The following is a 19820-nucleotide window of genomic DNA, read 5'->3' as shown; positions in this document are numbered from 1 at the left end:
GCGCCAGGCCTCGCGCGTGGTCACGCCGAAGCCCTTCAGCGCGCCGTTGCGCACATGCGGCCCGCCCACCGGCGCGTTGGTGACGAAGAGCGGCACATGGCCCGCCAGCGCATCGGCCAGCGCGGGCGCGCCGCCGCGATAGGGCACGTGCGTGAGTTCCACGCCCGCCAGGTTGCACAACTGCACCATGGCCACATGCATCAGCGTGCCGATGCCGGCCGTCGCGTAGTTGATGCTGCCGCGCGGGGCGGCGCGCGCGGCCTCGACCAGTTGCGGGAATCCGGCCCAGGGGCTGGAGGGATGGGACGTCACCACCAGCGGCCCGCGCCCCACCAGCATCACGGGCGCGAAGTCCCGCCGCGTGTCATAGGGCAGGCGCATGACGGAGGGCAGGATGACGTGGCTGTCCACCGTCACCAGCCAGGTGTGGCCGTCGGGCGCCGCGCGCGCGGCCTCCGCGGCGCCGACCGAGCCGGTGGCGCCGGCGCGGTTCTCGATGGTGACGGGCTGGCCCAGCACCGCCTGCAGCCGCGGTTGCAGCACACGCGCGAGGATGTCCACCGAGCCGCCAGGCGGCCAGCCCACCACCAGGCGGATGGGCCGGTTCGGCCAGGCTTGCGCGCGCGCGACATGCGGGGTGGCGAGGACGAGCGGCAGCCCGGCCAGAAGTGTGCGACGTTCCATCGCGTTTCCTCCTTGGGCCTTGTGTGTGGTCGGGACGCGCCGAAGACGGTGGTGGTCGCGATCAGCGCGACGGGGCCGAGCTTCGTGTCCAGCGTCATCGGCACCACCAGCCCGCCCAGGCCGGCCACCGCGCGCGGCGCCTCTGCGCGGGGCGGCGGCGATGGCAGCGCCGAAAGTTCCGCCAGCAGCGCGGCCAGGCCCGCATCCGCGCTCATCTCCACCTGGCGGTGCAGGCGCTCCAGGATGTGGTGGCGCCATTCGGCGAAGTTGTGGATGCGCGGCGCGAGGCCCGCGGGGTCCAGGCTGAGGCGCAGCACGTTCACCGGATGCGTGACCTCGATGCCCGCCAGCAGCGGTGCCACCGCGCCATTGGCCGCCACCATGTTCCAGTGCCGGTCCACGGCGAGCGCGGGGTGGGGCATGTGCGCGGCCAGGATCGCCTCCACCGCCGCGCGGGCGGCCTGCATGGAGGGTTCGGTCAGCGGCCGCTCCACGAAGCTGGGCGCGTAGCCGGCGGCGAGCAGCAGGGCGTTGCGCTCGCGCAGGGGCACCTGCAGCTGGTCGGCGAGGCGCAGCACCATCTCGCGGCTGGGCGCGGCGCGGCCGGATTCCACGTAGCTGAGGTGCCGCTGGGAGATCTCGGCGTCGAGCGCCAGGTCAAGCTGGCTGCGGCGCCTTCGCTGGCGCCAGCCGCGCAGCAGGGCGCCGATGGGGGGAGGTGTGGTCATGCCGCGACGCTAGCGCGGGGGATGGTCGCGCGGCGATGACCTCCGACGTCATCGCTTTCCCGCGCGGCGCCGGCAAAGGATGCCCCATCGCAACCCGATGGAGGCTTGAGATGCACACCACCCCCACCCTGCGCTTCTGGATGCTGGCCGATGCGGCGGGCAGCGGCGCCACCGGTCTTTTGCTGGTGCTGGCGGCCGGCGCGCTGGCGCCCTGGCTGGGCCTGCCCGAGACATTGCTGCGCGTGGCCGGCGCGCTGTTCCTGCCCTGGGCCGCGCTGGTGGCCTGGGTCGGGCTGCGGGCCGTGAACCCGCCGCGCCTCGTCGGCGCCATCGTGGCGCTGAACCTGGTCTATGTGCTGGACTGCGTGCTCTTCGCCGCGGTGGCCCAGCCCTGGTTCGGGGTGGCGCCGACCGGGCTCGGCATGGCCTTCCTGCTGGCCCAGGCCGGGGCCGTGCTGGCCTTCAGCCTGGGGCAATGGGCCGGGATGCGGCAGGGGCGCGGCGCGCTGGCTACTTCGCCTTGATCGCCCGCTTCGCGTGGCTGTCGGGCGGCACGCCCTTGGCCAGCGACATGTGGCTGTGCACCGCCAGCCACTTCTCGCCCTCACCCGGGTTCGGCACCAGGATCAGCGTGGTGCGGCCCGGGCGGTCGAAGGGGGTGCCGTCCGGCGCATAGCCGGTCGAGGTGAAGGGGGCGATGGCCACCGCCATGCTCCCATCCGCGCTGGCCAGCACCCGCGCCGCCTCGGGCGGGAAGCGGAAATCGCTGGTGCGGGGCCAGACGCTGTCCCATTGCCGGTCGCGGAAGCTCTCCAGCCCCTCCACCAGCGCCTGCACCGTGCCGAAGGCGATGATGCGCGGGTGCCAGAAGGGATAGGCCGACTTGTAGTCCACCTCGCGCACGCAGGCGGCGAAGCGGTCCAGCCAATCCAGGATGGCGTCGCGGATGGCGGGCGGCGCGTCCGGCAGCGGGGGCGCCTGCATCTCAGCGCCCCGCCGAATGGCCGAGCATGTCCAGCGCGGCCCGGATTTCGCGGCGCGCGCGCTGGGTGTCATGCTCGCGCAGGGCGGCGCGGGCGGCGGAGACGTGGCGCGCGCCGGGGTTCAGGGCGGGCGCGCCGGAGACGGGCCGCGCCACCCCGGTCAGCAGCCGGGTCTCGGCGCGTTCCAGCCATTCCTGCGCCTCGGCGTCGCGGCCCTCCCGCAGGGCGCGCGCGGCGGCGCGGAGCTGGGCGGGGGCGGATTCGGCCAGCAGCCGGGCGCGCTGCTCCTGCACGTCCCGGATGGCCCGGGCCTGGGCCTGGCTGTCGCCATGATGGGCGAGGGCCGCGCCGGGCAGCGCGAGGGCAAGGGCGGCGAAAAGGGCCGGCAGACGCATCATGCGACAAGCTCCTTCAGGTCGGCCTGCGGGCGCGCGCCGTAATGGCTGATCACCTCGGCCGCCGCGATGCTCCCCCAGCGGCCGCATTCGGGCAAGGGCAGGCCGCGCGTGAGTGCCGCCAGGAAGCCCGCGGCATAAGCGTCGCCCGCGCCGGTGGTGTCCACGACCTTGGTGGGCTGGGCGGCGACGACATGGCGCTCGCCACCGGCCAGGATCACGCTGCCATGCTCGCTGCGGGTCAGGGCCGCGATCTTGACCTCGCGCGCGACCTGGGCGGCGGCGGCCTCGAAATCCTCAGTCTCGTAGAGGGAGAGGATCTCGGCCTCGTTGGCGAAGAGGATGTCCGTCTCGCCCTTCACGAAGTCGCGGAAGGCGGCGCGGTGGCGGCCCACGCAGAACGGGTCGGAGAGCGTCAGCGCCACCTGGCGCCCGGCGGCATGGGCGGCCTTCGCGGCGGCGCGGAAGGCGGCCTGGGCCTCCGGCGGGTCAAACAGGTAGCCCTCCAGGTAGACCACCTGGGCGCGGGCCACCTCTTGCGCGTCCACATCACCCGGCCCGAAGGTGACGCAGGCGCCGAGATAGGTGTTCATGGTGCGCTGACCATCGGGCGTGACCAGGATCAGGCAGCGGGCGGTGGGGGCGCCGCCCTTCAGGGGCGCGGTCGGGAAATGCACGCCGGCGGCGCGGATGTCGTGCGCGAAGACCGCGCCCAGCTGGTCATCGGCCACCTTGCCCAGGAAGCCCACCCGGGCCCCCAGGGCGGCCGCCACCGCGCAGGTGTTGCCGGCCGACCCGCCCGAGCTTTCCACGCCGGGCGGCATGGCGGCGTAGAGCGCCTCCGCCTCCTCGGTCGAGATCAGCTGCATGCCGCCCTTGTTGAGCTTGCGCGCCGCCAGGAAGGCGTCGTCGGAGGGGGCGAGCACATCCACGATGGCATTGCCGATGCCGAGGATGTCGAGGCTGGGTGCGGTCATGCGGGGGCCTGTGCCGGATTGAGGAGGTGTTCCGGTTAAGCCAGATCGCGCTGAATGCAAATCAGCGAAGGAATCTTCGGGGGGCGGCGTTGCCGGCTGGGGCATGGGCGCTATAACGCCCGCTTCGCCGCCCGCCCAGAAGCAAGGAGCGCCGCACATGTCCATCTTCGGTCGCAAGAAGGATGACGCGCCGGATGCGCCGTCCACGGGGGATTCCATGAACACGACACCGAATCGCGACCAGGACCTGGCCGTTCCCACCTATCGCCAGGCGCCCTCGGCCAATGCGCCGGTGGGCATGCCGCCCAAGCCCGCGACACCCGTCCAGGCCCCGCGCCCGGGCGCGCCGCCGGCCACCGCCCAGGCCCCCCGCCCCCAGGGCGCGGGTGAGCGCCGCACGCTGGTCGTGGGCCGCGGCATCAGCCTGCAGGGCACCGTGAGCGACGCCGAGCGCCTGGTGGTCGAGGGCACGGTGGAAAGCCAGATGATCCAGGCCGCCGAGCTGGCCATCGGCCCCACCGGCGTCTTCCGCGGCGAGGTCCAGGTCGAGGACGCCGAGATCGCGGGCCTGTTCGACGGCAACATCACGGTGCGCGGCAGCCTCGTCATCCGCGCCACCGGCAAGGTGAAGGGCACCGCCCGCTACCGGAAGCTCTCGGTGGAGGAAGGCGGCGCGCTGATGGGCAGCATGGAAATGCTGCCGAGCGAAGGCTGAACCCGACCCGGCCCGCGCTGGGGCTGGCGGCGGCGCTGCCGCTGCTGGCCGCCTGCGTGGCCGATTCGTCGCGCGAAGACGCGGCGGCCCAGGCGCTGCTGGACAGCCAGCGGGCCTCGCTCGCCGCGCTGGGGCAGCCCATGCCCTCGGCCACGGCACCCGCCGCCGCCCCGCGCGGCCCGGGCGCCGTACAGGAATTGCTGGGTGCCGCGCCCGCCACCGTCATCGGCCGACTCGGCGCGCCCAGGCTGCGCCGGCGCGAGGGCGATGCCGAGGTCTGGCTCTATTCCGCCGGGGGCTGCCAGCTCGATTTGATGTTCTACACCAGCCCCCAGGGCCTGCGCGTGACGCATGCCCAGGCCCGCGCCAGCGGCGTGGGCCAGCGGACGGAGGCCGCCTGCCTGCGTGATATCGCGGCCCAGGGGCAGCGCGCCGCCGCCCCTGGCTCCTGACTTGATCGGCCCCTATCTCGACGCCTTCGTGCCGGCCTTCGGGCTGCTGGCGCTGGGGGCGGTGCTGAAGCGCCGCCTGCTGCGTGACGACGCGGTCTGGGCGGGCATCGAGAAGCTGATCTTCTGGGTGCTGCTGCCCTCCCTGCTGGTGGTGGCCATCGGCTCCGTCCGGCTGGGCGAGGTGCCGATCTTCGGCATGATGGCGGCCATCTGGGCGGCGCTGGGCATCGGCACCGTGGTGTCGGTCTGGCTGTCGCGGCGCTTCGGCCAGCCGCACAAATCCATGACCAGCGTGCTGATGGGCGGCATCCGCTTCAACAACCTGGTCGGCTTCGCCATCGCGGGCGCCATGTTCGGCCTGCCGGGCCTCGCGCTCGGGGGGCTCGCCACGGGCATGATCGTGCCCTTCGTGCAGGTGGTGACGACCACGGCCTTCGCCCTGGGCGATGGCGGGCGGGTGCGGCCCTGGCGGCTGCTGAAGCAGTTGGCCCTGAACCCGCTCATCCTGGCCTGCGTGGTGGGCTTCGCCGTGGCGGGGCTGGGCGGTCTGCCCGTGGGTGTGCGGCCGCTGATGGAGACGCTGGGCCGGGCCTCGGTGGCGCTGGGCCTGCTGGCGGTGGGGGCGGCGCTGACGCTGGGCGCGCTCACCGACCGGGTGGCGCTGCAACTCTGGACCGCCGCGCTCAAGCTGGTGGCGGTGCCGGGGCTGACGCTGCTGTTCTGCATGGGGCTGGGGCTGGATTCGCTCGCCACCGCCATGGCGGTGCTGTTCATGGCGCTGCCCACCGCCTCCTCGAGCTACGTGATGGCGCGCGCCATGGGCGGCGATGCGCCGCTGATGGCGGCCATCACCTCCAGCCAGCACCTGCTCTCGGTCATCACCCTGCCGCTCTGGCTGCTGGTGGTGCAGGCGGCGATGGGCGGGCGGTAAGCATCCGTTCAGCATCCCGGGGTAAGCCTTGGCGGACCGGGAAGGGTGCAACATGCGCCGCCGGAAGAGGACCCCAAGATGCCACCACCGGGCGAAGCCGGGCGCGACCCGCGAAAGGGCACTACGCCAGGCCGCGACCCGGCCATCAGCACCGCCCATGCCACCATGCAGTCGCTGCTGGACCACCGGATGAGCCCCTCGCCGGAGAACTACCTGGTCTGGTTCAGCTATCACGCCGGCACCCATCCGGAGCTGCATGACGCGCTGGATGCGCGCCTGGCCACGCAGGGCCGGCTGGAACAGGCCGACCTGAACGAGATGCACGCCCGCTTCTGCGCCGGCGAGCCCCAGGCCCAGGCCATCGGCCAGGTCGCCCGCCAGCTGGAGGCCGCGCTGAACGACGCGGCGGGCATGCTGGGCACGGCGCATGACAACGCGTCGAGCTATGGCACGCGGCTGGAAGGGCTGACCGACACGCTGGAGGCCGCCTTCCCATCACTCAACGAGCCGCTGCGCCGCATCCTGGCCGACACCCAGGCGCTGTGCCACAGCAGCCGCACCCTGGCCCAGCGCCTGGCCGAACGCGCGCGCGAGGCGGAGGCGTTGCGCGACGCCCTGCACGAGGCCCGCCGCGCCGCCGCCACCGATGCGCTGACCGGCCTGCCCAACCGCCGCGCCTTCGAGGAACGCCTGGCCGAGGCGCTGGGCCGCGCCACCGCCGAGCAGGCGCCCCTCTGCCTGCTGATGTTCGACATTGACCACTTCAAGTCGGTCAATGACACCCACGGCCACCCGGCCGGGGATGCCGTGCTGCGGGGCGTGGCCGACACGCTGCGCGAATGGGCCCGCCCGCATGACCGGCTGGCGCGGGTGGGGGGCGAGGAATTCGCCGCCATCCTGCCCGCCACCTGCCGCGGGGCGGCCGCCGGGTTGGCGGATTCGCTGCGCCGCGCCGTGGCGGGGGAGGGCTTCATTATCGGCGCGGAGGGGCAACAGCTTTCGGTCACCATCTCGCTCGGTGTCGCGCAGCTCCAGCCGCCCGAAACGGGCGAGGCGCTGCTGGGCCGGGCCGATGCCGCGCTCTATGACGCGAAGCGCCAGGGGCGGGACCGGGTGGCGCTGGACATGCCGCTCATGCCCGAAGATCCCGCGCGCGAGGATGCGGGCGCCGGGGAGCCGGGGGAGGCGCGGCCGCTTTCCTGGCGGTAGGCGCCGTGCTTTGAGGCGGCACCAGCGAAAGCGCCGCATCTCGCGCCCGACGAGGGCTGGCGCAGGGTGCTTGAACGCCCCCTGTGCCAGGCGTCAATCGCGGCTGCGGAAGCGCGCGTCGTGCCCCAGCGCGCGCCGGCGGGCGTCCACCACCTCGGCGAAGCGCTGGCGCACCACCTGCCGGCCCAGCCGCTGTTCCAGCGGCTTCAGCGAGAAGACCACGCGGGCCATGCGCTGGTAGAATTCCATGTAGACGAGGTTCAGCCCCGCCCCCACCGCCGCCCCCACCAGCGGCACGGCCTGGGCGCCCAGCTTGGTCATCATCGCGGGCGCGTAGCGCAGCACCACATTGGCCATCAGCTGCGCCATCTCCTGCCCGGCCAGCCGCGTGGCCCAGAAGGCGATGTCGGCGTCGTCATCCTCCTCGAGCGGGCCGCCGAAGGCGAAGACCTCGACGCAAGCCGTCCGCACCTCCGGGTCGCGCAGGTCGAGGCCCTGGCCGCGCGCGATGTCGGCCACCGAGCGCATGATGAGGCCCGTGGTCACCGGCAGTTCCGCCAGCGTGGTCGCGAAGCCGCCCATGCCGCCCATGGCGCCGGACAGCGCGCCGCCCAGCTTGTAGGCGGCGCTGCGCTCGGGCCGCGCGCCGGGCTCGAGGCCCAGGATGGCGGTGCGGAAGGCAAGTTCCAGCCCGTCGCGCGCGCGTTCCGCCACCATCTTCTGCACCTCGGGCGGCAGGCGGTTCAGGCCCATCTGGACGAAACGGCCCGCCTGTTCCAGCGCCGACATCAGCCGGCCGCGCGCGGCCAGGTAGTCGGCGGCGGCCTGCGCCAGCACGGCCTCGCTGTCGGGCTGGGTCAGGGTGGTCAGTTCTCCGCTCATCCGCCTGTTCCTTCTTGCGTGGGCGGGGGCGCCCGGGGACAATCGCCCATGCGCCCTGCCCTGCCCGCACTCGCCGCGATCCTGATGGGCCTCGCCACACCCGCACCAGCGCAATTGGGGGGTCCGGCGTTGCCGGTCCAGTCCCCCGCCGCGCCGGAGCTGCTGCAACGGGAGCTGGACCGCGCCTTCGACGCGCTCCGCACCGCCCCCGACGAGGCCGGCGGCCGCATGGCGGAGGCGGCGGTGCGCCAGCTCTGGTCGCGCCAGGCCACGCCGGCCGTGGCGCTGCTGCTGAACCGCGGCATCCGCACCCTGCGCGGCGGCCAGCCAGGCGATGCGCTGGAGGATTTCGACGCCGCCATCCTGCTGGAACCGAGCCTGGCCGATGCCTGGCATTGGCGCGCCCAGGCCCATGCGGCGGTGGGCGACCGGCAGGGCGCGGCGACCGATCTGCGCGGGACGCCTCCGGCGCGCTGCGCAGCTTCCGCGCCGCGCTGGAGATCCACCCCCGCCTGCCCGGCGGCGCGGCCCGGCTGCGCGAGCTGGTGCGGGCCGCGGAAGGCGAGGCGATGTAGCCCGCCCGGCCCTCGCGTGCGAGACTGACGCGAGGGTTGAGGGACATCACAAGTGGGTTTGCAGGACATCCTGGCGGCCTCCGTCTTCTACGAGGTGGCGGCCCTTCTGGTGCTGGGCGCGGCGGGGGGCATGGTGGCGCTGCTGCTGCGCCAGCCCCTCATCGTGGGGCTGATCGCGGCGGGCATCCTGGCGGGGCCCTCGGCGCTCGGCATCGCGCAATCGGACGAATACATCGCACTGCTGTCGGAACTGGGCATCGCCGTGCTGCTCTTCCTGGTGGGGCTGAAGCTGGACCTCGGCCTGGTGCGGAGCCTGGGCGCGGTGGCGCTGGCCACGGGCCTCGGGCAGGTGACCTTCACGGCCGTCATCGGCTTCCTGCTGGGCCTGGCCCTGGGGCTGGACGCGCTGACCAGCCTCTATGTGGCGGTGGCGCTGACCTTCAGCTCCACCATCATCATCGTGAAGCTGCTGTCCGACAAACGCGAGATTGACAGCCTGCACGGGCGCATCGCGCTGGGTTTCCTGATTGTCCAGGACATCTTCGTGGTGCTGTGCATGGTGGTGGTCTCCGCACTCGCGGCGGGCCAGGGGCAGGCCTCGGCGGCGGCGGGGCTGCTGCGGGTGCTGCTAGGCGGCGTGGTCATGCTGGTGGTGGTGGGCGTGGTGATCCGTTACCTGGCGCAGCCGGTCACGTCGCGGCTCGCCCGGGCGCCGGAGTTGCTGGCGGGCTTCGCCATCGGCTGGGCGGCGCTGCTGGCGGCGATCGGCGATTATGTCGGCCTCGGCAAGGAACTGGGCGGGCTGCTGGCGGGCGTGGCGCTGGCCTCCACCCCCTTCCGCGAGGCGATCGCGGCGCGGCTGTCCAGCCTGCGGGACTTTCTTCTGTTGTTCTTCTTCATCGCGCTGGGGTCGCGCCTCGACCTGGGCGGCCTGGGCGAACAGGCCTTCGCCGCCATGGTGCTGTCGGTCTTCGTGCTGGTGGGCAACCCGCTGATCGTGGTCGCGATCATGGGCTATATGGGCTACCGCCGCCGCACCGGGCTGCTGGCCGGGCTGACGGTGGCGCAGATCAGCGAATTCTCCTTGATCTTCATGGCGATGGGCGTGGCGCTGGGGCATGTGGCCGAGGCCTCGCTCGGCCTGGTCACGCTGGTGGGCATGGTGACCATCGCAGCCTCGACCTACATGATCACGCATTCGCACCGGCTGGCGGCCTGGCTCGACACGCCGCTCAAGCTGTTCGAGCGGCGCGAACCCTGGCGCGAGGCCCAGGCGAGCGGCGACACCGGCCCCGACCCGGATGGCGCCGATGTGGTGGTCTTCGGCCTGGGCCGCTTCGGCGACGCCATTTCCCGCCGGCTGCGCGACCGCGGGCTGCGCGTGCTGGGCGTGGATTTCGACCCGGAGGTGGTGCGCCGCTGGCACCAGGCGGGCCTGCCCGCGATCTATGGCGATGCGAGCGACCCGGAACTGATCGCATCCCTGCCGCTGGAGGGGGTGCGCTGGGTGGTCTCGGCCGCGCCCGCCGTGCGCGGCGGGCTGACGCAGGAGGACCATCGCCTGGCGCTGCTGGACGGGCTGAAGGCGGTGCATTTCACCGGCCGCGCCGCCGTCACGGCCCATGCCGCGAGCGAGGCCGAAGCGTTGCGCGCCCGTGGCGCCGACCTGGTGCTGCTGCCCTTCCACGACGCGGCCGCACGGGCGGCGGAGCTGGTGGCGGAGGGGTGAATCAGCCGCCCAACACCCTTCTGAGCGCGGCATGGAAGGGCTTGGGCCGCAGCGCCTCGTCGAAGGGCAGGCCGCGGGTGCGCTGGCCATCGGCGCGGGCCACGCCCGCCTCCTCCGCCAGCCAGGAATTGCGGTCGGTCAGGCCCCAGGTCAGGACCGTGCGCGCGCCGCCCTCGATGGCGGCCGACAGGAAGCGCGTCACGTAGTCCGCCACCGCCGCGTCCCGCTCGGGGATGGTGGGGGCGAGCTGGTCCGGCTCCCGCACATCCAGCTCGGTGATGAGGACGGCCAGCCCCAGCCCGCGCAACGCCTGGACGAAGGCCAGGAAGGGCTCGGCCCGGAAGGGGTCGCGCATTTGCAGATGCGCCTGGATGCCCACCGCGTCCAGCGGCACCTGGCGCTCCACCAGCCGGCGCACGACGCGCAGCAGGCGCTGGCGCTTGGCCTCGGCCCAGGGCGTGTCGGCCTCCACGCCGTAATCGTTCAGCGTGAGGCGCAGCGTGGCGTCCAGCCCGCGCGCGAGGCGCAGCGCGCGCTCGAGATAGCCGGGGCCCAGCGCCCGGAGCCAGGGCGTGGGCCGCAGATCATCCTGGGTGGGGCTGGGATTGTCGCTGCCGGGCGGGTTGGCGATGACCTCGTTCAGCACGTCCCAGTCGCGGATGTAGGAATGCGTCTCGCGCAGGACGGCGGTGAAATGCGCCTCCATGACGGCGGCGGCGCGCGCCTCGCCCTGGGCGAGCGCGGGTTCCAGCCAGGCGGGGTTGGCGATGTGCCACAGCAGCGCATGGCCGCGCAGCCGCTGCTGGTGGGTGCGGGCGAAGAGGGCGATGCTGCGGAGCGGCCCGAACTCGAAGCGGCCGGGCTCGGGCTGCAGCGCGTCCCACTTGGCCTCCCATTCCGGCACCAGAAGCTCCGCCTCGCGCGCCACCAGGGCGGCATAGGCGGGGTCCGATTGCAGCAGGTCATGGCGGATGGCGGTGCCGAAGGTGATGCCCCGCGCGCGGGTGACGGCACGCAGCCCTTCGGCCTGGGCGGCGCTGCCGCGCGGCAGGAAGGGGGTGGCCACGGCGGCCAGCGCCAGGCGACGCGGCAGGCGCACCCTCAGGCGGCCTGCTGGGCGGGAAGGGCGTTGCCATTGGCCGCCACCTCCCGCGCCATGGCCTGGCGGTAGCGGTCCCGCCGCCAGCAGAGCAGCTTCCAGGCCGCGCGCGCGGCGAGGCCCGAGACGCGGCCGCGCGGCTCCAGCCCGATGGACTTGAAGATCATGCCCATCCCGCGCTCGATATGGCGGAAGCGATAGAAGCCCATGGCCCGGCCCATATAGCCCGTGATGCAGCGGTTGTGCTCATAGGCCACGCCCGGCGCGTCATTGCTGCAATGGAAGGCGAAGGCGAGTTCGTCATCCTCCGTCTCGCCCACGCGGCCGAGCGCCACGCGCAGCCGCTTGGGGAAGGAGAGGTTCTCGCGCGCCAGGTAGCGCTTCATATGGTCGTAGAAGAGCTTGAAATGCCGGTACTCATCGGCCGCGATGAGGCGGCAGATCTCCTTCAGCACCGGCTCGTCCGAGGCCTCGCCCAGCGCGGTGTAGTAGCTGCTGGTGCCCGTCTCCACCATGCAGCGCGCGATGAGTTCGCCCGTGCGGGAGCCGCGGATGGAGGCATCGGCCTTGATGTCGATCGTGTAGCCGGCGCGATAGCGCGCGAAGGCGGCGGGATAGTCGAAGGAGGCGTCGGCGAGGCTGGCCCAGCGGCCCAGCGCGTCGCCATGCTGCACCTCTTCCACGGCCCAGTTGTCGGCGGCGTATTGGAAGTCCGGGTCGTCGCGGAAGACGCTCTTCAGGTAGAGGGCGTAGTCATCGCCATTGCGCTCGACCATGGCGGCGGCCTTGACCAGGGGGATGACCTCCGGGTCCACCTTCGACGGGTCGAAGCGGTCCCAGGCAACCTGATCCAGTGTCCAGTGCTTCATGCCCCGCGCGACCCCTGCGCCGGCGTCCCGGCTTGCGATTCCCAAGATGATGGGGCCGCACAGCCCCGCCCGTCACTGGGGAGATGCGCCGGGAACCGCGCCTTTTCAAGCCGCTTGCGCGGCGTCCTTCATGGCGCGCATCGCCAGGAGGTGGTTCATCGCGGCCTCGCGCTTCTCGGGCGTGTCATTGGCGGCGGCGGCCTGGTAGTCGCGCTCCGCCGCCTCGATCAGGCGCTCGGCCTCGGCGCGGGAAAGGCTGGCCACCGGCACGGCCGTGTCGGCCAGGACGGTGACGCGGGTGGGGCCCACCTCGGCGAAGCCGCCGCGCACGAACATGCGCTCCGTCTCCTGGCCGTTCTCGCGCACGGAGATCACGCCGCCGCGCAGCGTCACGATCATGGGGACGTGCCCGGGCAGCACGCCCATGTCGCCCTCGGCGGCGGGAATGATCACCATCTCGACGGGCCGGGAGAGCAGCAGCTTCTCCGGCGAGACGAGTTCCAGTTCGAACGTGGCCATGTGCCCACCCATTCCATCAAGCGCCACCCGAAGAGAGGGGTGCCGTCCTCCGAGGATCCGGCCGCAACGCGGCCGGCGCCGCCCAACCGACTTGCCCCTCAGGCGCGCCCGTGGCGCGGCGTAGCCAAGGCGGCGAACGCCGCCGCCCGGCGCCTGAGGGCTTAGATCAAGCCGCCTGCTTCAGCTTCTCGGCCTTCGCCACGGCCTCTTCCACCGTGCCCACCATGTAGAAGGCGGCCTCCGGCAGGTGGTCATACTCGCCCTTGCAGATGGCGGCGAAGCTGCGGATCGTGTCCTCCAGCTTCACGAAGACGCCGGGCGAGCCGGTGAAGACCTCGGCCACGTGGAAGGGCTGGGACAGGAAGCGCTGGATCTTGCGCGCGCGCGCCACGATCAGCTTGTCCTCTTCCGACAGCTCGTCCATGCCGAGAATGGCGATGATGTCCTGCAGCGACTTGTAGGTCTGCAGGATCTTCTGGACCTCACGCGCCGTCTCGTAATGCTCGGTGCCCACCACGCGGGGGTCCATGGCGCGGCTGGTGGAGTCCAGCGGGTCCACGGCCGGGAAGATGCCCAGCTCCGCGATGGAGCGGTTGAGCACCGTCGTCGCGTCCAGGTGCGCGAAGGAGGTGGCGGGTGCCGGGTCGGTCAAGTCGTCGGCGGGCACGTAGATGGCCTGCACCGAGGTGATCGAACCCTTCTTCGTGGAGGTGATGCGCTCCTGCAGGGCGCCCATGTCGGTGGCCAGCGTCGGCTGGTAGCCCACCGCGGAGGGGATGCGGCCCAGCAGCGCCGACACTTCCGCGCCGGCCTGGGTGAAGCGGAAGATGTTGTCCACGAAGAACAGCACGTCCTGGCCCTGCTCATCGCGGAAATATTCCGCGATGGACAGGCCCGACAGCGCCACGCGGGCGCGCGCACCCGGCGGCTCGTTCATCTGGCCATACACGAGGGCCACCTTGGAGCCATCGGTGCTGCCATCGTCGTTCAGCTTGATGACGCCCGCATCCACCATCTCGTGGTAGAGGTCATTGCCCTCGCGCGTGCGCTCACCCACGCCGGCGAAGACGGACACGCCGCCATGCGCCTTCGCGATGTTGTTGATGAGTTCCTGGATGGTGACGGTCTTGCCCACGCCGGCGCCGCCGAACAGGCCGATCTTGCCGCCCTTCAGGTAGGGGGCCAGCAGGTCAATGACCTTGATGCCCGTGACGAGGATTTCGGCGGAGGTCGCCTGGTCCTCGAAGGAGGGGGCCTCGCGGTGGATGGTGTAGGTCTTCTCGGCCTTCACCGGCCCGCGTTCGTCAATCGGCTCGCCGATCACGTTCAGGATGCGGCCCAGCGTGGCGTTGCCGACGGGCACCGAGATGCCCGCGCCGGTGTCCACCACCTCGGAGCCGCGAACGAGGCCGTCCGTGGTGTCCATGGCGATGCAGCGCACCGTGCGCTCGCCCAGGTGCTGCGCGACTTCGAGGACCAGGGTGGCCTCGCCGATCTGCACCTTCAGCGCGTTCATGATCGCCGGCAGCTCGGAGGGGAACTGCACGTCCACCACGGCGCCGAGCACCTGGGTCACCTGACCGACATTGTTCTTCATGGCCTGCATATCCCTCGGGTCAGAGCGCCTCAGCGCCGGAGATGATCTCGATCAGCTCGCGGGTGATGTTCGCCTGGCGTGTGCGGTTGTAATTGAGAGTGAGCTTGTTGATCATGTCGCCCGCGTTGCGCGTGGCGTTGTCCATGGCCGTCATGCGGCTGCCCTGCTCGCCCGCGGCGCTGTCCAGCAGCGCGCGATAGACCTGGATGGCCAGGTTCTGCGGCAGGATCTGCGCGAGGATCTCCTCCTCGGACGGCTCATATTCGTAGATCGGCGCGGGGCCCTCGGCCGGCGCCACCTCGGGCAGCGGCGCGGGGATCAGGCGCTGCTCGACCGGCGTCTGGCTGATCACGTTGCGGAAGCGGTTGTAGACCAGCGCGCAGACGTCGAACTCGCCCGCCTCGAACATCGCGGAGATGCGGGCCGTGATGTCCTGCGCCTCCTCGAAGCCGATGCGCTTCTTGCCGGCGAAGGTGATCTCGCCCACGAAGCGGCTGGGGAATTCGCGCTTCAGATAGGCCGCGCCCTTGCGGCCCACCGACAGGATCTTGACCGTCTTGCCCTCGGCCTCCAGCGCCCGGATGCGGTTGCGCGCGAAGCGCCCCACATTGGTGTTGAAGGGGCCGGCCAGGCCGCGATCGGCCGTGACCACCACGAGCAGATGGACCTTGTCGGCCCCCGTGCCCACCAGAAGGCGCGGCGCGTCCGGGTTGCCGGCCACCGAGGCGCCGAGCGAGGCCAGCATGCGCTGCATCCGCTCGGCATAGGGGCGGGCGGCCTCCGCCTGGGCCTGCGCGCGGCGCAGCTTGGCGGCAGCCACCATCTTCATCGCCTGCGTGATCTTTCGCGTGGATTTCACGCTGTTGATCCGCGTACGCAGTGCCTTCAGGCTGGCCATGGGCGTCTATTCCAGCCTGATCAGGTGAAGGACTTGGCGAAGTCGTCCAGGAAGGCGACCAGCTTGGCCTCGACATCCTTCTTGATCTCACGATCCGTGCGGATCGAGGCCAGGATGTCCGGCGCGCTGGACTTCAGCCCGGAGAGCAGCCGCGCCTCGAACTCGCCCACCTTGGAGATGGGCAGCTTGTCGAGGTAGCCGCGCGTGCCGGCGAAGATCGCGACCACCTGCTCCTCGACCGGGACGGGCTTGAACTGGGGCTGCTTCAGCAGCTCCGTCAGGCGCGCGCCGCGGGCGAGCAGCGACTGGGTGGTGGCGTCCAGGTCGGAGGCGAACTGGGCGAAGGCCGCCATCTCACGATACTGGGCCAGCTCCAGCTTGATCTTGCCGGCCACCTGCTTCATCGCCTTGATCTGCGCGGCGGAACCGACGCGCGAGACCGAGATGCCGACGTTCACCGCGGGGCGGATGCCCTTGTAGAACAGCTCGGTCTCCAGGAAGATCTGGCCGTCGGTGATCGAGATCACGTTGGTCGGGATATAGGCGCCCACGTCACCGGCCTGGGTCTCGATGACCGGCAGCGCCGTCAGCGAACCCGCGCCGAAATCGTCGTTCATCTTCGCCGCGCGCTCGAGCAGGCGGCTGTGCAGGTAGAACACGTCACCCGGATAGGCCTCGCGGCCCGGCGGACGGCGCAGCAGCAGCGACATCTGGCGGTAGGAGACGGCCTGCTTGGACAGGTCGTCATAGAAGATGACCGCGTGCATGCCGTTGTCGCGGAAGAACTCGCCCATGGCGCAGCCCGTGTAGGGCGCCAGGAACTGCATGGGCGCCGGGTCCGACGCCGTGGCGGCCACGATGATGGAGTATTCGAGCGCGCCGCTCTCCTCCAGCTGCTTCACCAGCTGGGCGACGGTCGAACGCTTCTGCCCCACCGCGACATAGATGCAGTAGAGCTTCTGCTTCTCGTCGCCCGTGGCGTTGACGGACTTCTGGTTGATGATCGTGTCCACGATCACCGCCGTCTTGCCGGTCTGGCGGTCGCCGATGATCAGCTCGCGCTGGCCGCGGCCGATGGGGATCAGCGCGTCAATGGCCTTGATGCCGGTCTGCATCGGCTCATGCACCGACTTGCGCGGCATGATGCCGGGCGCCTTCAGCTCGGCGCGGCGGCGGACCACATCCGTCAGCGGGCCCTTGCCGTCGATGGGGTTGCCGAGACCGTCCACGACGCGGCCCAGCAGGCCCTTGCCCACCGGCACGTCCACGATCGAGCCGGTGCGGCTGACCGTGTCGCCTTCCTTCACGCCCTGGTCATTGCCGAAGATCACGACGCCGACATTGTCGGTCTCGAGGTTCAGCGCCATGCCCTTCACGCCGGCGGAGGGGAAGTCCACCAGCTCACCGGCCATCACGTTCTGCAGGCCGTAGACGCGGGCGATGCCGTCGCCCACCGTCAGCACCGTGCCCACCTCGGCCACATTGGCCTCGGCGTCGAAGCTCGCGATCTGCTGCTTCAGGATCTCCGAAATCTCAGCCGGACGGATTTCCATCTCAGGCGGCCCCCTTCATGGCGAACTGCAGGCGCTGCAGCTTGGACTTGAGCGAATTGTCGTAGAGACGCGAGCCGACCCGGATGATCAGCCCACCGAGAATGTTGGTGTCCACCTTCTCCGCCAGCTTCACGCCGGAGAAACCGGCTTCCGTCAGCCGGGCCGTGACGGCCGCGCGCTGCGTGTCGGTCAGCGGGAAGGCGGTGGTGACATGCGCGACCTGCTGGCCACGGCGTTCCGCGAGCTTGGCGCCGAAGGCGGCCGCGATCTCAGGCAGGTGCGACAGGCGGCGATTCGCGATCAGCACGCCCACGAAGTTGGTGATTTCCTTGCCGGCCTTGGCCTTTTCCAACAGGGCGAAGATCGCGCGCTGCTGGTCGGCGGCGGAAAGCCGGGGGTCCTGCACGAAGGCGCGGAAGGTCTGGTCCTCGCGATAGAGCTTGAACAGCCCGTCGAGGTCATTGGCGATACGGTCCAGCGCGCCGGCATCGGCCTGGCGCGCGTCATCCGCGAGGCCCAGCAGGGCCAGCGCATAACGCGCGGCAACGCCGCCATTGGCTGGCGCGTCGGTGGAAATGGTCTCGGCGCCCACTGTGCGGTCCCGGTCCTGTTCCTGAAGGCCGGCGGGGCCATCCCCCTCCAGCGCGGGCGCCTTAACATAGGCATTGCTGCACGGCAACCAAGCGAGGCCGCCTGATCACCCCTTCGCGCGGATCACGTCCATCAGCCGGCGCAGGATTTCGGGCACGCCCTCGCCCGTGGCGCCCGAGGCGAGCATGACCGGCGCGCCCACGGCGCGTTCCAGCGCCTTCATCCGCGAGGTGCGGGCCTGGGGCGTCATGGCGTCCAGCTTGTTCAGCACCACGATCTCCGGCCGGTCCTCCAACCCCGCGCCATATTCCGCCAGTTCATGGCGGATCAGGCGGTAGGCGCCGGCGGGGTCGGCCTGGCTGCCGTCAATCAGGTGCAGCAGCACCTTGCAGCGCTCCACATGCCCCAGGAACCTGGTGCCGAGGCCAGCCCCCTCCGAAGCACCCTCGATCAGCCCCGGGATGTCCGCCAGGACGAATTCCTCGGTGGCGTTGAGGCGCACCACGCCCAGCTGCGGGTGGAGCGTGGTGAAGGGGTAGTCCGCGATCTTGGGCTTGGCCGCCGTCACGGCGGCCAGGAAGGTGGATTTGCCGGCATTGGGCAGGCCGACCAGCCCCGCATCCGCGATCAGCTTCAGGCGCAGCCAGACCCAGCGTTCCTCGCCCGGCCAACCCTTGTCGGCGCGGCGGGGGGCGCGGTTGGTGCTGGTCTTGTAATGGGCGTTGCCGCGGCCGCCATCGCCGCCCTGGCAGAGCAGGACGCGCTTGCCGGGGGCATCGAGGTCCGCGACCAGGGTCTCGCGGTCCTCGTCCAGGATCTGGGTGCCGACGGGGACTTTCAGGACCACATCCTCGGCGGCCGCGCCGGTGCGGTCGCTGCCGGCGCCGTTGCCGCCCTTGCGGGCCTTGAAATGCTGGGCGTAGCGGTAGTCGATGAGAGTGTTCAGCCCCTCCACCGCCTCCGCGTAGACGCTGCCGCCGCGGCCGCCATTGCCGCCATCGGGTCCACCGAACTCGATATACTTCTCGCGCCGGAAGGCGATGACGCCGTCACCGCCATCGCCCGACTTCAGATAGACCTTGGCTTCGTCGAGGAATTTCATGTTCTGTGCCGCCGCGAGATATTCTGTGCCGCCGCGCAGATAGCCGCCACGCCAACCCTATCTGCGCGGCGGCAAGGGGGGCGGCGCCCCCCTACCCCCCCCCCCGGAATTGGGGTCGGGGTGGCGGGGCCGGAAACGAAAACGGGGGCCGCGAAGGGCCCCCGCCTGATCCTATACCAGGTTCGGCGCGGTCACTCCGCGGCGAGCTTGGGCGCCTCGATCGAGACATGCACGCGGCCTTCGGCCTTGCGCTCGAACTTCACATGGCCCTCGATCAGGGCGAAGAGCGTGTGGTCGCGGCCGACGCCGACATTGCGGCCCGCCTTCATCTTGGTGCCGCGCTGCTTCACCAGGATGTTGCCGGCCAGCACATGCTCGCCACCGAACTTCTTCACGCCGAGCCGCTGCCCGGGAGAGTCGCGGCCGTTGCGCGAGGAGCCGCCTGCCTTCTTGTGTGCCATCTGGGGTGTCTCCTGTTCAGGCGGCCGCGCCGATGCTGGCCACGCGCAGCACGGTCATGTGCTGGCGGTGGCCGCGCTTGCGGCGGCTGTTCTTGCGGCGGCGCTTCTTGAGGATCAGCACCTTGTCGCCGCGGGTCTGCTCGAGCACGGTGGCCGTCACGGCGGCACCGGGCACGGTGGGCGCGCCGATGTGCAGCCCGCCCTCGCCGCCCATGGCCAGCACCTCATGGAAGGTGATGGTGGCGCCGGGCTCGGCCTCCAGCTTTTCGACGGCGAGCACCGCATTGGGTGTCACCCGGTATTGCTTTCCGCCGGTGCGGATCACTGCAAAGGTCATCACACGCGCCTCTCGGGCCGCCGCGTGGCGTAAACGGGCCCGCATCACTTGAAAATGGGTCGGCGGCCCTTGGGCGAACCCCAAGAACCACCACGGGCGACACGCCAGCGCCGCCCGGGAGTGGGAGCGTTTAGGGTCCGGGGGCCAGCGAGTCAAGCGGTGGGACGGTTGCGCTGGGCCGCGGGGCCGACTATGAACGCGCCCGTTCGGACAGGTGGCGGAGTGGTCGATCGCGTCGGTCTCGAAAACCGAAGTAGGTGCAAGCCTACCGTGGGTTCGAATCCCACCCTGTCCGCCAGTTCCCTGAGGCGTCCCGCTCTCCGCCAGACCGACCGCCGCGCTGAGTGGCAGGCTTCCTGGGGTTTTCGGGGCAGACCTGTTGACTGGCTCGGCGCGGCGAAGGCGGGAAATCGGTCTCCGGAGGCCAGTTCTCTCCGGACCTCCTGACTTGGCCGATTTAGTACGGAACGCAGAAACCCAGGTAAGAGGCCGGTCTCAGGCCGGTGTGCGATTGCCCTGGTTCGAACCTCACTT

General features: G+C 71.2%; 23 protein-coding genes and 1 tRNA gene. 8 read left to right on the top strand and 16 right to left on the bottom strand.

The window, feature by feature from the left end; all coding sequences use genetic code 11:
- On the bottom strand, nucleotides 1–519 hold a 519-nt coding region (locus tag JTN19_RS11400), incomplete at its 3' end, for a tripartite tricarboxylate transporter substrate-binding protein (protein ID WP_340643315.1).
- The gene (locus JTN19_RS20160) at nucleotides 414–1412 is read right to left on the bottom strand and encodes a helix-turn-helix domain-containing protein (protein WP_242531076.1); all 999 of its coding nucleotides are present in this window, start codon (nucleotides 1410–1412) and stop codon (nucleotides 414–416) included. The genes JTN19_RS20160 and JTN19_RS11400, both read right to left, overlap by 106 nt.
- Before the next feature lie 110 nt (nucleotides 1413–1522).
- On the opposite strand from JTN19_RS20160, the gene JTN19_RS11390 reads away from it, so the two are divergent.
- Complete coding sequence (locus JTN19_RS11390) at nucleotides 1523–1936, top strand: hypothetical protein (RefSeq protein WP_206932538.1); 414 nt, start codon at nucleotides 1523–1525, stop codon at nucleotides 1934–1936.
- Here the strand turns inward: JTN19_RS11390 and JTN19_RS11385 are convergent.
- The 3 genes from JTN19_RS11385 to JTN19_RS11375 are packed head-to-tail and all read right to left on the bottom strand — an operon-like array spanning nucleotide 1923 to nucleotide 3767.
- Nucleotides 1923–2396, bottom strand: a complete 474-nt coding sequence (locus tag JTN19_RS11385; RefSeq protein WP_206932537.1) for a YybH family protein — start codon at nucleotides 2394–2396, stop codon at nucleotides 1923–1925. The genes JTN19_RS11390 and JTN19_RS11385 overlap by 14 nt on opposite strands.
- Before the next feature lies 1 nt (nucleotide 2397).
- Nucleotides 2398–2793 (bottom strand): hypothetical protein, encoded by a 396-nt coding sequence (locus tag JTN19_RS11380; RefSeq protein WP_206932535.1) that lies wholly within the window; start codon nucleotides 2791–2793, stop codon nucleotides 2398–2400.
- On the bottom strand, nucleotides 2790–3767 hold the full coding sequence (locus JTN19_RS11375) for an adenosine kinase (RefSeq protein ID WP_206932533.1): 978 nt from the start codon (nucleotides 3765–3767) through the stop codon (nucleotides 2790–2792). The genes JTN19_RS11380 and JTN19_RS11375 overlap by 4 nt, the downstream gene beginning before the upstream one ends.
- A gap of 157 nt (nucleotides 3768–3924) precedes the next feature.
- Between JTN19_RS11375 and JTN19_RS11370 the strand changes: the two genes are divergently transcribed.
- The 4 genes from JTN19_RS11370 (at nucleotide 3925) to JTN19_RS11355 (ending at nucleotide 7074) form a co-directional block, all read left to right on the top strand.
- Nucleotides 3925–4482, top strand: a complete 558-nt coding sequence (locus tag JTN19_RS11370; RefSeq protein WP_408901873.1) for a bactofilin family protein — start codon at nucleotides 3925–3927, stop codon at nucleotides 4480–4482.
- Between the two features lie 56 nt (nucleotides 4483–4538).
- Nucleotides 4539–4934 (top strand): hypothetical protein, encoded by a 396-nt coding sequence (locus JTN19_RS11365; RefSeq protein WP_206932531.1) that lies wholly within the window; start codon nucleotides 4539–4541, stop codon nucleotides 4932–4934.
- A gap of 1 nt (nucleotide 4935) precedes the next feature.
- Nucleotides 4936–5865, top strand: a complete 930-nt coding sequence (locus tag JTN19_RS11360; RefSeq protein WP_242531075.1) for an AEC family transporter — start codon at nucleotides 4936–4938, stop codon at nucleotides 5863–5865.
- A 78-nt stretch (nucleotides 5866–5943) separates the two neighbouring features.
- Nucleotides 5944–7074, top strand: coding sequence for a GGDEF domain-containing protein (locus JTN19_RS11355; protein WP_206932530.1), 1131 nt, complete (start codon nucleotides 5944–5946; stop codon nucleotides 7072–7074).
- A 93-nt stretch (nucleotides 7075–7167) separates the two neighbouring features.
- Here the strand turns inward: JTN19_RS11355 and JTN19_RS11350 are convergent, their stop codons facing one another.
- Nucleotides 7168–7956, bottom strand: coding sequence for an EcsC family protein (locus JTN19_RS11350; protein ID WP_206932526.1), 789 nt, complete (start codon nucleotides 7954–7956; stop codon nucleotides 7168–7170).
- Between the two features lie 48 nt (nucleotides 7957–8004).
- On the opposite strand from JTN19_RS11350, the gene JTN19_RS11345 reads away from it, so the two are divergent.
- Together JTN19_RS11345 and JTN19_RS11340 are read left to right on the top strand one after the other, a co-directional pair.
- Complete coding sequence (locus JTN19_RS11345) at nucleotides 8005–8559, top strand: tetratricopeptide repeat protein (RefSeq protein ID WP_206932520.1); 555 nt, start codon at nucleotides 8005–8007, stop codon at nucleotides 8557–8559.
- A gap of 24 nt (nucleotides 8560–8583) precedes the next feature.
- Nucleotides 8584–10260 carry a cation:proton antiporter gene (locus tag JTN19_RS11340; RefSeq protein ID WP_340643314.1) on the top strand — a complete coding sequence of 559 codons (1677 nt, stop codon included), beginning with the start codon at nucleotides 8584–8586 and terminating at the stop codon, nucleotides 10258–10260.
- A gap of 1 nt (nucleotide 10261) precedes the next feature.
- Here JTN19_RS11340 and JTN19_RS11335 read toward each other — a convergent pair whose 3' ends face one another.
- The 10 genes from JTN19_RS11335 to rplU all read right to left on the bottom strand — a co-directional run bounded on the left by JTN19_RS11335 (nucleotide 10262) and on the right by rplU (nucleotide 19286).
- A complete protein-coding gene (locus tag JTN19_RS11335) occupies nucleotides 10262–11359 on the bottom strand; it encodes an endo-1,4-beta-xylanase (protein WP_340643313.1) in 1098 nt (365 codons plus the stop codon).
- 2 nt (nucleotides 11360–11361) lie between these two features.
- Nucleotides 11362–12228, bottom strand: coding sequence for a ferritin-like domain-containing protein (locus JTN19_RS11330; protein WP_206932519.1), 867 nt, complete (start codon nucleotides 12226–12228; stop codon nucleotides 11362–11364).
- A 105-nt stretch (nucleotides 12229–12333) separates the two neighbouring features.
- Nucleotides 12334–12747, bottom strand: coding sequence for a F0F1 ATP synthase subunit epsilon (locus JTN19_RS11325; RefSeq protein ID WP_206932518.1), 414 nt, complete (start codon nucleotides 12745–12747; stop codon nucleotides 12334–12336).
- Nucleotides 12748–12913: 166 nt separating this feature from the next.
- Nucleotides 12914–14353, bottom strand: a complete 1440-nt coding sequence (gene atpD, locus JTN19_RS11320; RefSeq protein WP_206932517.1) for a F0F1 ATP synthase subunit beta — start codon at nucleotides 14351–14353, stop codon at nucleotides 12914–12916.
- 10 nt (nucleotides 14354–14363) lie between these two features.
- The gene (locus JTN19_RS11315) at nucleotides 14364–15242 is read right to left on the bottom strand and encodes a F0F1 ATP synthase subunit gamma (RefSeq protein WP_206932516.1); all 879 of its coding nucleotides are present in this window, start codon (nucleotides 15240–15242) and stop codon (nucleotides 14364–14366) included.
- Between the two features lie 20 nt (nucleotides 15243–15262).
- The gene (gene atpA / locus JTN19_RS11310; RefSeq protein WP_206932514.1) at nucleotides 15263–16795 is read right to left on the bottom strand and encodes a F0F1 ATP synthase subunit alpha; all 1533 of its coding nucleotides are present in this window, start codon (nucleotides 16793–16795) and stop codon (nucleotides 15263–15265) included.
- Nucleotide 16796: 1 nt separating this feature from the next.
- Nucleotides 16797–17474 (bottom strand): ATP synthase F1 subunit delta, encoded by a 678-nt coding sequence (gene atpH, locus JTN19_RS11305; RefSeq protein ID WP_242531074.1) that lies wholly within the window; start codon nucleotides 17472–17474, stop codon nucleotides 16797–16799.
- An 18-nt stretch (nucleotides 17475–17492) separates the two neighbouring features.
- A complete protein-coding gene (gene obgE, locus JTN19_RS11300; RefSeq protein ID WP_206932513.1) occupies nucleotides 17493–18488 on the bottom strand; it encodes a GTPase ObgE in 996 nt (331 codons plus the stop codon).
- Between the two features lie 191 nt (nucleotides 18489–18679).
- Nucleotides 18680–18949, bottom strand: coding sequence for a 50S ribosomal protein L27 (gene rpmA / locus JTN19_RS11295; protein ID WP_184386253.1), 270 nt, complete (start codon nucleotides 18947–18949; stop codon nucleotides 18680–18682).
- A gap of 16 nt (nucleotides 18950–18965) precedes the next feature.
- On the bottom strand, nucleotides 18966–19286 hold the full coding sequence (gene rplU / locus JTN19_RS11290) for a 50S ribosomal protein L21 (protein WP_206932512.1): 321 nt from the start codon (nucleotides 19284–19286) through the stop codon (nucleotides 18966–18968).
- A 208-nt stretch (nucleotides 19287–19494) separates the two neighbouring features.
- Here rplU and JTN19_RS11285 point away from each other — a divergent pair.
- Nucleotides 19495–19584: transfer RNA gene (locus JTN19_RS11285), tRNA-Ser, on the top strand.
- Nucleotides 19585–19820: the final 236 nt, after the last annotated feature.

It is taken from the genome of Roseococcus thiosulfatophilus, from assembly GCF_017311575.1.
GTDB lineage: Bacteria > Pseudomonadota > Alphaproteobacteria > Acetobacterales > Acetobacteraceae > Roseococcus > Roseococcus thiosulfatophilus.
This window is presented reverse-complemented; position numbering and strand designations above follow the sequence as displayed.

What these genes read in the sequence shown, in the direction of transcription:
- JTN19_RS20160 (WP_242531076.1), bottom strand. Translation starts at nt 1,412, where the DNA reads ATGACCACACCTCCCCCCATCGGCGCCCTGCTGCGCGGCTGGCGCCAG.
- JTN19_RS11390 (WP_206932538.1), top strand. Translation starts at nt 1,523, where the DNA reads ATGCACACCACCCCCACCCTGCGCTTCTGGATGCTGGCCGATGCGGCG.
- JTN19_RS11385 (WP_206932537.1), bottom strand. Translation starts at nt 2,396, where the DNA reads ATGCAGGCGCCCCCGCTGCCGGACGCGCCGCCCGCCATCCGCGACGCC.
- JTN19_RS11380 (WP_206932535.1), bottom strand. Translation starts at nt 2,793, where the DNA reads ATGATGCGTCTGCCGGCCCTTTTCGCCGCCCTTGCCCTCGCGCTGCCC.
- JTN19_RS11375 (WP_206932533.1), bottom strand. Translation starts at nt 3,767, where the DNA reads ATGACCGCACCCAGCCTCGACATCCTCGGCATCGGCAATGCCATCGTG.
- JTN19_RS11370 (WP_408901873.1), top strand. Translation starts at nt 3,925, where the DNA reads ATGTCCATCTTCGGTCGCAAGAAGGATGACGCGCCGGATGCGCCGTCC.
- JTN19_RS11355 (WP_206932530.1), top strand. Translation starts at nt 5,944, where the DNA reads ATGCCACCACCGGGCGAAGCCGGGCGCGACCCGCGAAAGGGCACTACG.
- JTN19_RS11350 (WP_206932526.1), bottom strand. Translation starts at nt 7,956, where the DNA reads ATGAGCGGAGAACTGACCACCCTGACCCAGCCCGACAGCGAGGCCGTG.
- JTN19_RS11345 (WP_206932520.1), top strand. Translation starts at nt 8,005, where the DNA reads ATGCGCCCTGCCCTGCCCGCACTCGCCGCGATCCTGATGGGCCTCGCC.
- JTN19_RS11330 (WP_206932519.1), bottom strand. Translation starts at nt 12,228, where the DNA reads ATGAAGCACTGGACACTGGATCAGGTTGCCTGGGACCGCTTCGACCCG.
- JTN19_RS11325 (WP_206932518.1), bottom strand. Translation starts at nt 12,747, where the DNA reads ATGGCCACGTTCGAACTGGAACTCGTCTCGCCGGAGAAGCTGCTGCTC.
- atpD (WP_206932517.1), bottom strand. Translation starts at nt 14,353, where the DNA reads ATGCAGGCCATGAAGAACAATGTCGGTCAGGTGACCCAGGTGCTCGGC.
- JTN19_RS11315 (WP_206932516.1), bottom strand. Translation starts at nt 15,242, where the DNA reads ATGGCCAGCCTGAAGGCACTGCGTACGCGGATCAACAGCGTGAAATCC.
- atpA (WP_206932514.1), bottom strand. Translation starts at nt 16,795, where the DNA reads ATGGAAATCCGTCCGGCTGAGATTTCGGAGATCCTGAAGCAGCAGATC.
- obgE (WP_206932513.1), bottom strand. Translation starts at nt 18,488, where the DNA reads ATGAAATTCCTCGACGAAGCCAAGGTCTATCTGAAGTCGGGCGATGGC.
- rpmA (WP_184386253.1), bottom strand. Translation starts at nt 18,949, where the DNA reads ATGGCACACAAGAAGGCAGGCGGCTCCTCGCGCAACGGCCGCGACTCT.
- rplU (WP_206932512.1), bottom strand. Translation starts at nt 19,286, where the DNA reads ATGACCTTTGCAGTGATCCGCACCGGCGGAAAGCAATACCGGGTGACA.